The 15058-nt window shown below is 66.5% G+C and carries 12 protein-coding genes; 7 read left to right on the top strand and 5 right to left on the bottom strand.

Annotated features, from left to right (window positions below; translation table 11 throughout):
• Positions 1–9: 9 nt before the first annotated feature.
• The gene (locus LMJ30_RS00485; protein WP_229430371.1) at positions 10–1140 is read right to left on the bottom strand and encodes a GGDEF domain-containing protein; all 1131 of its coding nucleotides are present in this window, start codon (positions 1138–1140) and stop codon (positions 10–12) included.
• A 61-nt stretch (positions 1141–1201) separates the two neighbouring features.
• A complete protein-coding gene (locus LMJ30_RS00480) occupies positions 1202–2053 on the bottom strand; it encodes an MOSC domain-containing protein (RefSeq protein WP_229430370.1) in 852 nt (283 codons plus the stop codon).
• A 210-nt stretch (positions 2054–2263) separates the two neighbouring features.
• Between LMJ30_RS00480 and LMJ30_RS00475 the strand changes: the two genes are divergently transcribed.
• The 3 genes from LMJ30_RS00475 to LMJ30_RS00465 are packed head-to-tail and all read left to right on the top strand — an operon-like array spanning position 2264 to position 7321.
• A complete protein-coding gene (locus LMJ30_RS00475) occupies positions 2264–3883 on the top strand; it encodes a GMC family oxidoreductase (protein ID WP_229430369.1) in 1620 nt (539 codons plus the stop codon).
• Between the two features lie 11 nt (positions 3884–3894).
• On the top strand, positions 3895–5874 hold the full coding sequence (locus LMJ30_RS00470; RefSeq protein WP_229430368.1) for an SDR family oxidoreductase: 1980 nt from the start codon (positions 3895–3897) through the stop codon (positions 5872–5874).
• Positions 5875–5887: 13 nt separating this feature from the next.
• The gene (locus LMJ30_RS00465; protein ID WP_229430367.1) at positions 5888–7321 is read left to right on the top strand and encodes a wax ester/triacylglycerol synthase family O-acyltransferase; all 1434 of its coding nucleotides are present in this window, start codon (positions 5888–5890) and stop codon (positions 7319–7321) included.
• A 24-nt stretch (positions 7322–7345) separates the two neighbouring features.
• Here the strand turns inward: LMJ30_RS00465 and LMJ30_RS00460 are convergent, their stop codons facing one another.
• A complete protein-coding gene (locus tag LMJ30_RS00460) occupies positions 7346–8035 on the bottom strand; it encodes a hypothetical protein (RefSeq protein ID WP_229430366.1) in 690 nt (229 codons plus the stop codon).
• 234 nt (positions 8036–8269) lie between these two features.
• On the opposite strand from LMJ30_RS00460, the gene LMJ30_RS00455 reads away from it, so the two are divergent.
• The 4 genes from LMJ30_RS00455 (at position 8270) to LMJ30_RS00440 (ending at position 12618) form a co-directional block, all read left to right on the top strand.
• On the top strand, positions 8270–9970 hold the full coding sequence (locus LMJ30_RS00455) for an AMP-binding protein (RefSeq protein ID WP_229430365.1): 1701 nt from the start codon (positions 8270–8272) through the stop codon (positions 9968–9970).
• 62 nt (positions 9971–10032) lie between these two features.
• Positions 10033–10578 (top strand): phasin family protein, encoded by a 546-nt coding sequence (locus tag LMJ30_RS00450; RefSeq protein ID WP_229430364.1) that lies wholly within the window; start codon positions 10033–10035, stop codon positions 10576–10578.
• Between the two features lie 62 nt (positions 10579–10640).
• Entirely contained in the window at positions 10641–11414 is a 774-nt protein-coding gene (locus LMJ30_RS00445) for a tetratricopeptide repeat protein (protein ID WP_229430363.1), read from the top strand.
• Positions 11404–12618, top strand: a complete 1215-nt coding sequence (locus LMJ30_RS00440; RefSeq protein WP_229430362.1) for an esterase/lipase family protein — start codon at positions 11404–11406, stop codon at positions 12616–12618. The genes LMJ30_RS00445 and LMJ30_RS00440 overlap by 11 nt, the downstream gene beginning before the upstream one ends.
• A 7-nt stretch (positions 12619–12625) precedes the next feature.
• Here the strand turns inward: LMJ30_RS00440 and LMJ30_RS00435 are convergent, their stop codons facing one another.
• A complete protein-coding gene (locus LMJ30_RS00435; protein WP_229430361.1) occupies positions 12626–14050 on the bottom strand; it encodes a coniferyl aldehyde dehydrogenase in 1425 nt (474 codons plus the stop codon).
• A gap of 39 nt (positions 14051–14089) precedes the next feature.
• Positions 14090–14974 carry a subclass B3 metallo-beta-lactamase gene (gene bla / locus LMJ30_RS00430; RefSeq protein WP_229430360.1) on the bottom strand — a complete coding sequence of 295 codons (885 nt, stop codon included), beginning with the start codon at positions 14972–14974 and terminating at the stop codon, positions 14090–14092.
• Between the last annotated feature and the right edge of the window lie 84 nt (positions 14975–15058).

The following is a 15058-nucleotide window of genomic DNA, read 5'->3' as shown; positions in this document are numbered from 1 at the left end:
GCGATTGCGCTAGTCGAACGACACCACCCGGTTGCGGCCTTCGGCCTTGGCCTGGTACAGCGCGGTGTCGGCATGCGCCACCAGCTGGTGCGCCACGCCTTCGATGGCGTGGTCGCGCTCGAAGTCTTCCAGGGTCGCCACCCCGATCGACACCGACAGCTCCAGCTGGCCGCCGGTCGACAGGTGGAACGGGTGGCTGGCCACGCTGTTGCGGATGCGCTGGGCCACCGCGATGGCGCTCTCCAGGTCGGCGTCGATCAGCAGCACGACAAATTCCTCGCCGCCGAAACGCCCCAGCGCGTCCGACATGCGCAGCTCGTTCTTGATGCGCGTGGCCACTTCGCGCAGCACTTCATCGCCGCCCTGGTGGCCGACCGTGTCGTTGACCTGCTTGAAGTGGTCGATATCGATGTACATGCACGAGATGCGGTAGGCCTGGCGGCGCGCCCGCGCGATCTCTTCGATCAGGCGGCGGTCGATGTAGCGGCGGTTGTACACGCCGGTCAGGGAGTCGGTCAGCCCGATGTACTTCAACATCTCGTTGCTGATCACGTTCTCGAGGCAGATCGCGATGATCGAGGCCATGTGCTCGACGAAGTCGGTGCCCAGCGCCGGCGTAAAGCGGGTCGGGTCGAGGCTGCCCAGGTTCAGGCTGCCGATCAGGCGGCGGTTACGCAGCAGCGGCACCAGCGCGATGCTTTGCAGGCCGGCCGGCGGGTTCGGGAACATCGCCTGGTGCAGCACCGGCGAATAGGGTCCGAGCAGCGGTTTGGGCGGGCCGGTCAGGGCCGCGCTACGCGACGGCACGAAGCCCAGCGCGGCCTCGGTGGCCACGAAATGCAGTTGCGGGAATTCGCCAAAATCCACGCCCAGCACGTTCATCACGGTCTGGATGTCGGCTTCCTCGTCGACCAGGCTGAGGGTGACGATATCGAGTTCGGAGATCACCGGCAGGCTGCGGAAGATCGCGGTGACGAGCTTGGGGAAGTTGTCGCAGCCGACGATCTCAAGGTCGAAGGCCTGGTGGCGGCGCATGATCTCGTGATTGCGTTCGGCCTGCTCCATCAGGTAAGCCATGCGTGCGCGCAGGGACTCGTTCTCCGTCATCAGCTCGCTCGTCGTTGGGCCCGAATCGTGCATAACGCTCCTTCGTCGCAATAGTTAAACTCGCGCCATCTTACCCGAACAGGCTATTGGCGGGTCAGAATGCCAGTGCGGCCCCGACCTGCTGGCCGACGAACAGGCGCTCGCCGTCGCCCTTTGTCACGATGCAGTTCATGCCGAAGCAGACCGCGTCATCGAGCTGCGGCTTGTTGCGGTAGGACTGCAGGATGTCGAGCGGGTCGGGGCCAGGCAGGCCCGTGGCCTGGTCGACCGCGGGGATCGGGCAGCGCGGGCATGGCTTGACCGGCTTCAGTTCGGCGCCGCCCATGCTGAAGGCGCCGACGTAGTCTTCCTCGTACGGCTCCATGCCGTCGACCACGACGTTGGGTCGGAAGCGGTCCATCGGCAGCGGGTCGCGCCCGGCGGCCACCAGCCTGCCGTTCAGGTCCGCCAGCGAGGCCGAGCCGATCACCAGCACCGGGTAGCCGTCGGCGAACAGCGTCGGCGCCTCGACGCCGCCAGTCCATTTGGTGCTGGCAAAGCGCTGGGCGCTGGCGTGGAAACGCACCAGCCGGCATGGCGCGCCGATCACCTGGGAGAACCAGGTCGCGGTGGTTTCGTCGCAATCGTAGGCCAGCACCGTGTCGTCCCAGAGCTTCACTTCGCGCAGCACTTCGTTTTCCGGGGCCGGCAGGTCGAGCGGGATTTCAAGGCGCAGCATGCCGGGCGCGCGCAGTTCGATGGTGTCAAGCTTGATGCGCGGGGACACCAGCGCCAGCCGCGGATACTCGCGCTGGGTCAGGAACTGGCCCTGCTCGTCCACCACCATCCATTCACGGTCGTAGACATTGTCGACCGACAGGCCGGCGGTGGTCAGGGTGGCCTGGCGCACCGAGATGCCGGCGCAGGATTTGATCGGATAAAGGATGAGCTCAGAAATAACCGGCATTGCGCGTACTATCATTTTTGTGTAGGGGCCGCCAGTATCGCATCAATCGCCGGCGGACCATGAGCCAGCCTGTCGCCAATACCTTCTGCGCCCAACGCCCCCGGGTGCTAAGATGAGGTCATGGCCTGCGCCGCAAGGGCGGCGCGCAGCCTGGGGCACACAAGGGGAGTGCCGGCACGGCTGCAGGTGCCGGGTCCAACGGGTCCAACAATGTATGACTTCGTCATCGTCGGCGGCGGTTCCGCGGGTTGCGTGTTAGCGAACCGGCTATCTGCTGACCCCGCCATCCGCGTTTGCCTGCTCGAAGCGGGGCCGCGGGACAGCAGCCCGTTCATCCGCATGCCGCTCGGGCTGGTTCGCATGATGATGAGCAAAAAACTCAACTGGCATTATTTCACCACGCCCCAAGCCGAGCTGGAAGGACGCCGTCTTTTCATGCCGCGCGGCAAGACGCTCGGCGGCAGCAGCGCGACCAACGCCATGATCTACACGCGCGGCCACGCCAGCGATTACGATCATTGGGCCGCGCTCGGCAACCGCGGCTGGAGCTATGCCGACGTGCTGCCCCTGTTTATGCGCTCGGAGCATTACGAGGACGGCCCCGGCCCTTTCCACGGCAGTGGCGGCCCGCTCAATGTCGCCCGGCTGCGCTCGCCCAACCTGCTATCGCGCACCTTCATCGACGCTGCCGCCCAGACAGGGTATCGACTCAATCCTGACTTCAACGGCCCCACCCAGGAAGGGGTCAATTGCTACGCGGTTACCCAGAAGGACGGCCAGCGCTGGAGCGCGGCGCACGCCTTCCTGCACCCCGCCAGCGGACGTCCGAACCTCGACGTCATGACGCACGCCCTCGCCAGCCAGGTGGTGTTCGAGGGCGGACGGGCCGCGGGCGTGGCCTATCTGCGCCACGGCAAGAAGGCAACCGTGCAGGCGCGGCGCGAAGTGCTGCTGGCAGGCGGCGCCATCAATTCACCGCAATTGCTGATGCTGTCCGGCATCGGGCCGCCCGACGAGCTGGCGCGGCACGGCATCGCGCTGCGCCATGCCGTGCCCGGCGTCGGCCGCAACCTGCAGGATCACCTCGACGCCCTGGTGGTGCATCAGTGCAGCAAGCCGGTATCACTCGGTATTTCGTTGGCGACGCTGCCGTCGCTGGTGCGCCACGGGTTCGACTATCTACGCCACCGCCGCGGCCCGCTGACCAGCAATTCGGCCGAATGCGGCGGCTTTGCCAGCAGCGCGCCGGGCGTGGCCGTCCCCGACCTGCAGTTCCATTTCACCCCGGCGCGGCTCGACGGGCACGCCAGGACGCTGCGCAGCGCCTTGTTTACCCTCCTCGGCCATGGCTACGCGCTGCACGTGTGCAGCCTGCGGCCACGCAGCCGCGGCCGCATCACGCTGGCCAGCGCCGAGCCATCGGCGGCGCCGCTGATCGATCCATGCTACCTGGCCGATCCTGCGGACCTGCCGCTGATGGTGGCAGGCGTCAAGGCGGCGCGGCGCCTGCTGGCGGCACAGGCATTCGACCCTTACCGCGGACGCGAAATCTTCCCGGGGCCGCAGGTTCAGACCGACCACGACATTGCGCAGTTCATCCGCCGCAAGGCCGAGACGATCTACCACCCGGTGGGCACCTGCAAGATGGGGCATGACGCGATGGCGGTGGTCGACGATACGCTGCGGGTGCGCGGCGTGGCGGGCCTGCGGGTGGTGGATGCCTCGATCATGCCGACCCTCATCGGCGGCAATACCAACGCCCCGACCATCATGATTGCCGAAAAAGCGGCCGAACTGATCCTCGGCGGCGCTGCCAGCCCGGTGGACTAAAGGAGACCATCATGCGTTATTTCATCACCGGCGCGACCGGGTTTATCGGCAGGCGGCTGGTCCGCGTGCTGCTGGAGTCGCCATCGAGCACAGTATATTTCCTGGCGCGCGACGCCAGCCGCGACAAGCTGCCCGCCCTGTTCGCGCTCTGGAAGGCCGATGCCACCCGCGCCATTCCGGTGAGCGGCGACGTACTGTTGCCGGAGCTCGGCCTTTCCGCTCAACAGCGCGACGAGCTGGCCGGCCGCATCGACCATTTCATCCACCTCGCCGCCATCTATGACCTGCGCGCCGATGCCGCTGCGCAGGCATCGACCAATATCGAAGGGACGCGGCGGGCCGTTGCGCTGGCTGGCGAACTGAAGGCGGGCTGTTTCCATCATATGAGCTCGGTTGCGGCGGCGGGGCTGTACCAGGGTGTTTTTCGCGAAGACATGTTCGGCGAAGCCGAACAGCTGTGGCATCCCTATTTCGCCAGCAAGCACGCTTCGGAACAGGTCGTGCGCGAAACCTGCGCCGTGCCGTGGCGCGTCTACCGGCCGGGGCTGGTCATGGGCGATTCGCGCAGCGGCGAAACCGACAAGGCCGACGGGCCCTATTACTTCTTCAAACTGATCCAGCGCATCCGAGCCCTGCTGCCGCCCTGGATGCCGGCGCCGGGCATCGAGGGCGGACGCATCAATATTGTGCCGGTCGATTACGTGGTTGCTGCGTTCAATCATATTGCCCACCTGCCCGGCCTCGATGGCAAGTGTTTCCACCTGACCGATCCTGAGTCCAGGCGGGTTGGCGATGTCCTCAACATCTTCGCCCGCGCCGCCCACGCACCGAAGATGAGCCTGCGTATCAACGCCGCCTTGTTCAGCTACTTGCCGGAATGGCTGCGCCAGGGCGTGGCGGCGCTGCAGCCGGTGCGGCGCATGCACGATGCAATCATGAATGATCTTGGCCTGCCCGACGGCATCATGCAGTTAGCCAACTGGCCAACCCGTTTCGACAACCGCGCAGCCGCCGCCGCGCTGGCAGGCAGCGGCATTGTCTGTCCGCCGCTCGAAGACTACGCCGGCCCGGTATGGGATTACTGGGAGCGCCACCTCGATCCTGCGCTGTTGATCGACCGCAGCCTGCGCGGGCGGGTCGCGGGCAAGGTGGCGCTGGTCACGGGCGGGTCGTCCGGCATCGGGCTGGCCACCGCCCACCGGCTTGCCGCGGCCGGCGCCACCACCCTCATTTGCGGCCGCGACCTGGCCAAGCTTGAGGCGGCGCGCGCGCAGGTGCAAGAGCGCGGCTTCGACCTGGCCATCTATCAGGCCGACCTGGCCGACATGGACGATTGCGCGCGCTTGCTGCAGGTGCTGCTGGCCGACCACGGACGCGTCGATATCCTGGTCAACAACGCCGGACGTTCGATCCGCCGCGCGGTCGAGGAAAGCTATGACCGTTTCCATGATTTCCAGCGCATGATGCAGCTCAATTATTTCGGCGCGCTGCGCATGACGCTCGGCTTGCTGCCAGCCATGGTCGCGCAGCGCGCCGGGCAGGTCATCAATATTTCATCGATCGGCGTCTTGACCAGCGTGCCGCGCTTTTCCGGTTACGTCGCCTCGAAGGCGGCGCTGGAGGCCTGGTCGTATTGTGCCGCCGCCGAATTTTCCGACCTCGGCATCGTCTTCACCACCATCAACATGCCGCTGGTGCGGACCCCGATGATCGCTCCGAGCAAGGTATACCGCGACGCGCCGGCCATCACCCCGGAACAGGCCGCTGAGCTGGTAGTCGAAGCCGTCATCGCGCAGCCGGCGCGCATCGCCACCAACGTGGGCATGCTGGGACTGGCCATGCATGCAGCGGCGCCACAGCTGTCGCAGATCATCATGAGCAGCGCATACCGGCTGTCGGCCGCCTCCGACCCGTCCGCGCCGGGCCCTGCCCAGGACAGTTCGCCCGAACTGCGCGCGCTCCAGCAGTTGCTGCACGGCGTGCACCTGTAGCATGGCCGCGCAGATGTCCCAGGAAGAATGGCTGTCGGCAGTCGATGCCGCATGGCTGCGCATGGACCGGCCGACCAACCTCATGATGATCTGCGGGATGATGATGCTTGACGGCCATGTGGAGCTGGAGCGCCTGAAAGACGTCATCCGTACCCGGATGCTGTGCCTCCACCGGTTCCACCAGCGCGTGGCCGACACGGGGTCCCGGCCACGCTGGGAACTCGACCCCCACTTCGACCTCGACTGGCATGTGCGCCGCGTCGCACTTGGCGAGGCCAGCCTGCAGGAGCTCACCAGCGACCTGATCAGCACCCCGCTCGACCCCGCCAGGCCGATGTGGCAGTGGCACCTGGTCGACGGCCCGGGAGGAAGCGCGCTCATCATGCGGATCCACCACTGTTACGGCGATGGCTTTGCAATGCTGCATGTGATCGAGGCGATCACCGACCTGGGTGAACGCGTGACGCGCCCGCCGCCGGGCGACCTGGACGGCGCCGATGCCGGCCTCAGCGCCCTCGAGCGCGTCCTGGGACCGGTGGCATCGACGCTGGGCGACGTGCTGCGCGGCGCCGCAGCGTTGGCGGACGCCGGGGCCGGCCTGCTGCGCCATCCCGGCAACGCCTGGTCGAGCGGCACCAGCGCCGCCAGCCTGCTTTACCAGGCGGGCGCGATCGCTGCGATGACGCCGGACTCGCCGACCCGCCTGAAGGGCGACCTGGGCGCCATGAAGCGCGCGGCGTGGTCGGCACCGCTGCCGCTGGCAGAGGTGAAAGGCCTGGCATGCGCATTCGGCTGCTCGGTCAACGATGTGCTGGTGGCCTGCGTGACGGCGGCGCTGCGGGCGTATCTGCTCGAGCGCGGCGACGTCGTCGATGGCAAGGAAGTGCGCGCCCTGGTGCCGGTCAACCTGCGCCCGCCAGGGCCGATCAGCGAACTGGGCAACCGGTTCGGACTGGTCTTCCTGGATCTGCCGATCAGCATCGTGGACCCGCTGGTGCGGGTACACGAAGTGCATCGCCGCATGCTGGCATTGAAGCAATCCCAGCAGGCTTTGGTAGCGTTCGGCATTCTTGCCGGCCTGGGCGTGGCGCCGGACTTCCTGAAAGAGCGCGTCGTCGACGCACTTGCGGCCAACGCAAGCATGGTGGTGACCAATGTGCGCGGCCCCGGGCAGCCGCGCTGGCTGGCCGGCCGACGCATCACGCGCCAGGTGTTCTGGGTGCCTCAGTCCGGCGGCATTGGCCTGGGCATCAGCATCCTCAGTTATGCCGGGGAAGTCAGCTTTGCTGCGGTGTCCGACGCGCAGCGCATTCCCGACCCGGCCACGCTGATGGAACGCGTCGCCACCGAATTCGAAGCCCTCGTGCTTACCGCGCTGATGAGCCACTGGCCAGGCGAACCAACGCGGCGGCGGCGCCCGGCCAGCCGTGCACCAGGCCGCCGTTAGCGCGCGGCGCAGCAGTGGCTGGACTCAGTGGCGCACCTTTGCCCCGCCGGCCGGGGGCGGCGGTGACAAGGCGCCTTGCGGCAACGCTGCCTGGATGGTCTGCCCCAGTCCGCCGGCAATGCCGACGAGCACATCGCGGACCGTGCGCACTGCCGTGTTGCTGATGTCCCCGGCAGCGCGGATCGCGCCCTCGGCGCCCTTGGTTCCGACCTGGCCGGCATCGGCGCCCAGGTCGGCCGATGCCTCGATCAGCGCAGACACGGCATGGCGCGCGACGGCGCCAATATCGGCGCCAAGCGCCGCGGCGACCCGGACGATGGCGCGCATGGTTTCGAATGAAGCGGCGACAACATCGCCGCCCACATCGTGCACGCCACTGACGATGCCCTTGGCAACGCTGCGCACGCTGATGTTGAGCCCGCTGCCAACCTGTTCGCTCGCTTCGATGGCGCCCCTGACGACGTGCTCGACGACGTGCACGAGTTCGCCTGCCGCGGCCCCGCCCGTACCCAGCGAATTGGCCACCGTCTGGCGTACCAGCGCGGTGATCTGCGTTTCGATCGCGCCAAGTGCACCAAGACTGTCGACAATGCCCTGTCGTACTACCTGCGCCGCGCTTTCCGCCGCAGCCTGGCCGTTGCCCGCCCTTGCGGGATGATGCGCCGCATCGGCGGGATGGACATTGGCGGCCGGTTTTGTAGGTGTGCTTGGCATGCTGGACTCCTTGACAGGTTGCGGCCGGGGGTGGCCAGATAATTGGACCGTGGCGCCACACCGATGGTTCGGAAAATCTTGCGTGTTCGCCGGCGGCCGGGCAGACGCGATGCGCGCGCACTGTGGACGCTTTGATGCAAATCAAAGACAAGCGCGGACGCGCGGCGCATCGTGCTCAAGAAGGCACCGCCCAGGACGAACTCTCCTTCATAGCGGTGCCGGAGGGTCATTGTCATGAACAAGATCTGGCTTCAAAGCTACCCCGCCGGCGTCCCGCCGGCCGTCAAGGTCGACCGGTTCGCGTCGCTTCCCGAGCTGTTTGCATGGGTATGCAGCCAGTTCCGCGGCGCGCCTGCCTTCAGCAACCAGGGCGCCACCATCGACTGGCTGCGGCTCGACGCGCAGTCGCGTTGTTTTGCCGCCTACCTGCAGCACGCGGCCGGGTTGCGCAAGGGCGACCGCATCGCGCTCATGCTGCCCAACCTGCTGCAATACCCGGTGGTGCTGTTCGGCGCGTTGCGCGCAGGGTGTGTCGTGGTCAATGTCAATCCCCTGTACACGCCGCGCGAACTGCAGCACCAGCTGGCCGATTCGGGCGCCACTGCCATTGTCGTGCTTGATAACTTCGCCCATACGCTCGAGCAGGCCAAGCCCGCCACGCCGGTGCGCCACGTCATCACCACGCGGGTCGGCGACATGCTGCCCTTCCCCAAGGCACAGATCGTCAACCTGGTCGTCAAGCACGTGCGCCACATGGTGCCGGAGTGGCACATCCCCGGCGCGGTGCGCTTCACCGATGCGCTACGCAAGGGCGAGGGTTTCAGCCTCGAGCCGGTAGCGCTGAGCGGCGACGATACCGCCTTCCTGCAGTACACGGGCGGCACGACGGGCGTCCCCAAGGGCGCCGTCTTAAGCCACCGCAACATCCTGGCCAACGTCGAACAGACGGCCGCCTGGGTTGCCGGCGTGCTCGAACAGGGCAAGGAAACGGCCATCGTGCCACTGCCGCTTTACCACGTGTTTGCCCTGACGGCCACGCTCACGTTCTGCCGCCTTGGCGCACATGTCGTGCTCGTTACCAACCCGCGCGACATCGCCGGGTTCATCAAGGAGCTCAGGCACACGAAGTTCAGCGTCATGATCGGCGTCAACACCCTGTTCAATGCGCTGCTCAACGCGCCGGACCTGCGCGAGGTTAACACCAACGGCGTCAAGCTGGTGGTCGCAGGCGGCATGGCGGTGCAGCGCGCCGTCGCCGAAAAATGGCAACAGGTATTTGGCACGCCGCTCATCGAAGGCTACGGCCTGACCGAAACCTCGCCCATCGTGTGCGCCAATCCGGTCGACCTCGACCACTTTTCCGGCGCAGTCGGGCTGCCGTTGCCGTCGACCGACGTCGCGATCCTGGACGACGACGGTGCGGAGCTGCCGCAGGGCGCCACCGGCGAGATTGGCGTGCGCGGGCCGCAGGTCATGCAAGGCTACTGGAACATGCCCGAGGAAACCGCCAAGGTGTTCACCCCCGGCGGCTGGCTGCGCACCGGCGACATCGGCTGCCTGACCGACAGCGGCTACGTGAAGGTGGTCGACCGCAAGAAGGACGTCATCGTCGTGTCCGGGTTCAAGGTCTATCCCAACGAAGTCGAAGATGTCGTGACGATGCATCCGGGCGTCCTTGAGGTCGCGGCGATACGCGCCACCGACGAGCATTCCAACGAGGTCGTCGAGATCGTCGTCGTGCGCCGCGATCCGGCACTGACCGCGCAAGACCTTGTCGAGCACTGCAAGAAATACCTGACCCCCTACAAGGTGCCAAAGCGGGTGCTGTTCCGCAGCGATCCCCTGCCCAAGTCGCCTATCGGAAAGATCTTGCGGCGCATCGTGGCCGAGGAGGAAGCGAAGGCTGGCGCTGGCGCACCGAGGGTCCTATCCTGAAGAAAAACATCGGCATGAGGCGCCGCCCCGTGCTGCCCACCACCCGACGATCGGAAACTGACATGGACAAGAAACCCAACGAAAAAGCAACGCCGGAACAACACGCCCTGCTCGAAGCGGTCCGCAATTCTGCCCAGCAGATCTGGCAAGCTGGCCTGGGGGCCTTTTCCAGGGCCCAGCAGGATGGCGGCGCCATCTTCGACAAGCTGGTGCGCGATGGTTCCGAACTTCACCGGCTGAGCCAGTTCCTGCCCGACGGCGGCGCCGCCATGGCCGACAAAGTCAGCAGCTTCGCTGGCAACGTCGGCAAGCAAGCCACCGGTTCCTGGGATAAGCTTGAAAAAATATTCGAGGACCGGGTGGCGCGCGCGCTGCGCAGCCTGGGCGTGCCCTCGCACGAGGACGTCGAAAGCCTGCGCGCTGACATTGCGGTGCTCAAGGCAGCGCTGGCGGATGCCGCGCCGGCGCCGCGCAAGGCGCCAGCGAAGCGGGCCGCAAAGGCGGCGACAAAACCGGCAGCCAGGGGCACCCTGCCGGGCGCTGCGAAAACCCTCAAAAAAGCCGCTCCCAAGCCTCGCCAGGCCCGCGCCGGCTCGGGTACGCATTGATTGCAGGGGGCCGCCGGCGGGCGCCGGCGGTTATCGGCAATGCGCCTAACAAGGAGCACGCCATGGCCTGGACCACATTCCCCTACCCCGACCCGTCCTACAACTACAACGCGGCAAGCCTGCGCAAGGCGTGGAAGCACCTGCACGCCGGCGATGCCGAACCGTGGCCAGCGGAAGCTGCCGTGCTCAAGGCGTGGATTGCCTTTCACGCAGGCGAGTTCGAAAGCGCCGCGCGCCAGGGCCTCGCCGCGGGGCCGCCTGGCTACGCGCCGGCCAACAAGGCAAGCTGCATCCACGCGGCCTACCTCGAGGAGTCGACGCCCGACAAGCACCGGCGCCTGCTGGAAGTGGCGCAGCGCTGCGAGCAGCAGCAGCAACAGGAGCCCGGGAATGCCGCCGCGTGGTACTGGCACGCATATGCGCTGGGGCGCTATTCACAAGACATTTCCGTGGTCAGGGCACTGGCGGAGGGCATCGGCAGCAAGGTCAAGGACAGCCTTGAGGCGGCGCTTGAACTGGCCCCGCGCCATGCCGATGCGCACACGGCGCTCGGGCTTTACCACGCTGAAGTCGTCAGCAAGATTGGCAGCCTGATCGGCGGGATGACCTACGGCGCCAGCGCCGACAAGGCGGTCCGGCATTTCAAGGCCGCGCTCGCGCTGAATCCGGACTCGGCAATTGCCCGCCTCGAATATGCTAACGGGCTGATCATGCTCGACCAGCGCGACAACGCTGCCGAGGCACTTGCACTGCGGCGCGACGCGGCGGCCATGACGCCGCACGACGCAATGGAAAGGCTGGACCTTGAACTCGCCAGGCAAACACTTGAACAATAGGGACGGCGCGCGCCATGTGCATCCGGCCGACCTGCACGGGGTAGCCCGGCTCGCCCTGAGCGCGGTGCGCGTCGTACTCGAGCAGGCCGAAGCGGTACACAGGCGGATGGCGGGCGTGCGCATGCTGCGCGCCACTGTGGGCGGCATCACGGGCTTTGCCTTTCGCCGAGTGCGCCAGACAACCGAGGCGGCCGCGCGCTGGTCCGATGCCCGGTTGTCGCGTAGCGCCCCCGGCACACACCTGTCCACTGTCGAGCGCGAGGTGGTGCTGGCAGCGGTAAACGGCCTGTTTGGAGACCTGTTGGCCGAGTCCGGAAATCCGCTTGCCATCGCCATGCGGCTGCGCAGCGACGGCCACCCGCTGGTGCTGTCAAAGGCCGGCCTGTCAGCAGCACTGGGCGAGCCGACCGGCAAGATCGTGGTGCTTGTCCACGGGCTGTGCCGCTGCGACCTGCAATGGCGCCGCGCCAACCACGATTATGGCCAGGCACTGGCGCATGACCTGGGGTACACGCCGGTCTACCTGCATTACAACAGCGGGCGCCACATATCCGTCAACGGCCGCGAGTTTTCCGGCCTGATGGAGCAGTTGGTACAGGCATGGCCGGTGCCGGTCGAGCAGGTGGCCATACTTGGGCACAGCATGGGCGGACTGGTGGCGCGCAGTGCATGTTTTTACGCGAAGGAACAAGGCCATGCCTGGCTGCGCCACCTTGACCACATGGTCCTGATCGGCACGCCGCACCACGGCGCGCCTCTCGAACGGCACGGCAACTGGCTCGGCGCCGTCATGGGGCGCAGCGCCCTGACCGCACCGCTGGCCCGGCTCGGCGAAATGCGCAGCGCCGGCATCACGGACCTTCGCTACGGCAACCTGGTCGACCAGGACTGGCACGGACGCAACCGCTTTGAACATGCGCAAGACCAGCGCCTTCCGGTCCCGCTGCCGAAAGGCGTCAAGTGCTACGCGATTGCCGGCACCACCGGCCGGCGGCTCGGCGATATCCGCGACCGCTTGCTGGGCGACGGCGTCATTCCGATGGATACGGCGCTGGGGTTGCACGAGGATCCGGCGCGCAACCTGAATTTTCCGAAAACTCGCCAGTTCATCGCCTTTGGCGTGCACCACCTTGACCTGCTGAGCCGCGCCGACGTGTACGGCAAGATCCAGGACTGGCTCAGCGCCGGGCCGCGCCGTCCGTAATCAGCCGCTAGCGCGACTTCGGCATCCTCAGTATGCGTTCGGCCAGCTTGCCAAACGGTGGATAGAGCCAGCCCACCAAGCTCAGCGGCGCCTGCGTGAACACCGGCTTGAAATGGCTGAAGGTGCGAAAGCCGGCCTCGCCGTGGTAGGCGCCCATGCCGGAGGCGCCGACGCCGCCAAATGGCAGCGATTCAGGCGCCACATGGAGGAAGGTGTCGTTGACCGTGACGCCGCCCGATACCGTGTGCGCCAGCACATGCGCGACGATCTTGCGGTCGCGCTCGAACAGGTAGAGCGCCAGCGGGCGCGGGCGCGCATTGATCCATGCCATCGCCTCGTCTAGTTGGTCGTAGGCCAGCACCGGCAGCACCGGGCCGAAGATTTCTTCCTTCAGCACGGTGCTGCCGGGCGCGACCGCGCTCAGCAGTACCGGCGGGAAGATCCTGCGCTGCGGATCGGGCTCGGCTGGCGACAGCGGCCACGCGGTGGCGCCGCGCGCGATGGCGTCATCCACCAGCGCCTGCAAGCGTTCAAAATGGCGTGCGTTGATGATGCTGGTGTAGTCGCCGGTGCCTGCCAGCGATGGATAGAACGCCTTCACCGCACGCCCGGCCGAATCGATGAACTGCGCCAGCCGGGCGCGCGGCACGAAGGCGTAATCGGGGGCGATGCAGGTTTGACCCGCATTGAAGGTTTTGCCGATCACCAGGCGCCGCACCAGCAAGTCAAACTGTGCGTCGGACATGGCCGAAGGGCCGATGATGGCTGGCGATTTGCCGCCGAGTTCGAGCGTGACGGGGGTGAGCGTGTCGCTGGCGGCGCGCATCACGTGGTGTCCGACGGCGGTCGAGCCCGTAAACAGCAGGTGGTCGAACGGCTGCTGGCAGAACTGCCGGGAAAACCCGGCGTCGCCGTTGAACACACGCAGCTCGTCCTCGGCAAAGTGCTGCGCCACCAGCGCGGCCATCAATTCGCCGAAACGCGGGGTCAGTTCGGACAGCTTGACGAGGGCGCGGTTGCCGGCGCACAGCGCGCCGTTGAGCGGGCCCACCGACAGCGCCAACGGATAATTCCAGGGCACGACGATGCCGGCCACGCCCAGCGGCTGCGGCATCAGCGACGCGGCGCCCGGCTGGTACTTGAAACTGACCGCGCGCCGCCGTTGCCGCATCCAGGCCGGCCCGTGCCTGAGCGAATGCGCAATCCCGTCGAGCAGCGGGTTAATTTCGAGCAGCTCTGTTTCGTGGTGCGAACGCTGGCCGAAATCGGCCGAGATGGCCGACGCAAGCGCCCCGCGATGGTCGCGCAGCAGCTTGCGCAGGCGCTCGAGGCGGTCGGCGCGTACTGCCCATGGCGTGTCAGGGCTGGCGCGGGATGCTGCATGCTGAAGCGCAAAGATGCGCGTCAGTTCGGTGGTCGGTTGAGGTTCCATGTGCCGATTGTATCCCGCGGCGGCGGCGCGCGAGGCGCGTCAGTGCCGCGGCGGCGCGGCCACGGCCTTCACGCCGCGCTCGGAGCCGATGCGCGCGGCCAGCTTTGCCTGCGCCCCCTCAGCCAGTGCGCGGCAGGCGCCGGTGTCGATAAACGGATTGTGCAAAGGCGTTTTGGCGGCAAGCTTTTCCATGATGCCGGATGCACCTGGATGGGTTGTCAGCAAGACGTCGCACTTCAGCGCGCCGATCTTGTCGATGCTGGCTTTGAACAAGGTCGAGACATCGGCTGCGCCCTTGCCTCCTGAGAAACGGTAATCGCCCAGCGACACCGCCGTCACACTGTCTGCGTACACGACGTCAAGGCATTTCGCGCCGTCGCATGATTGCCAGGTCCAGGTAGTGCTGCCCGGAGTATGGCCGGGCGTCATGTGTGCGGTGACCGAAAGGGCGCCCGCCTTGAGCACCTCGCCGTCACGGACCGTCTTTACCTGCGCCACTTTCGGGAAATGATCGGGCTTCGCTGCCGTGTACTGCGGATCGTCCTTGCCGATGGTGCCGTCCCTGAGTACCTGGGCGCCGTGGGCGCTGGCCGCAACAACCGCGCCGCTGGCGCGCTGCAACGCCGCGATCCCGCCGGCGTGGTCGATGTGGGCGTGGGAATTGACGATCAGCTTGACGTCCTCGACCTTGAAGCCAAGTTCCCTGATGTTTTTTTCGATGAGGGGCGCCGACTCCGGCACGGCGCCGTCGAGCAGGACGTGGCCTTGCGGGCTGGTGATCAGGATCGCGGACAACTCTTTGGTGCCGACATACCAGGTATTGCCGAACACATTGAAAGGCTGCTGGGGATCGTTCCACGCTGCATAAGCGGGGGCGCTGCTCGCCAATACGGCCGCCACTGCCAGCGTCGTCATCCTTATCATGTTCGTTGTCTCCGAAATTTTTCCCGGCATTATAAACAGAATGAAAAAGCCCTCAGAGGTGCTTTCCATAAATACGCTAATTCG

Origin of the sequence: Massilia agrisoli (genome assembly GCF_020831365.1) — a bacterium.
GTDB classification, from domain to species: Bacteria; Pseudomonadota; Gammaproteobacteria; order Burkholderiales; family Burkholderiaceae_D; genus Telluria_A; species Telluria_A agrisoli.
The sequence above is the reverse complement of the archived record's forward strand: the minus strand, read 5'-3'. Positions and strand labels throughout refer to the sequence as shown.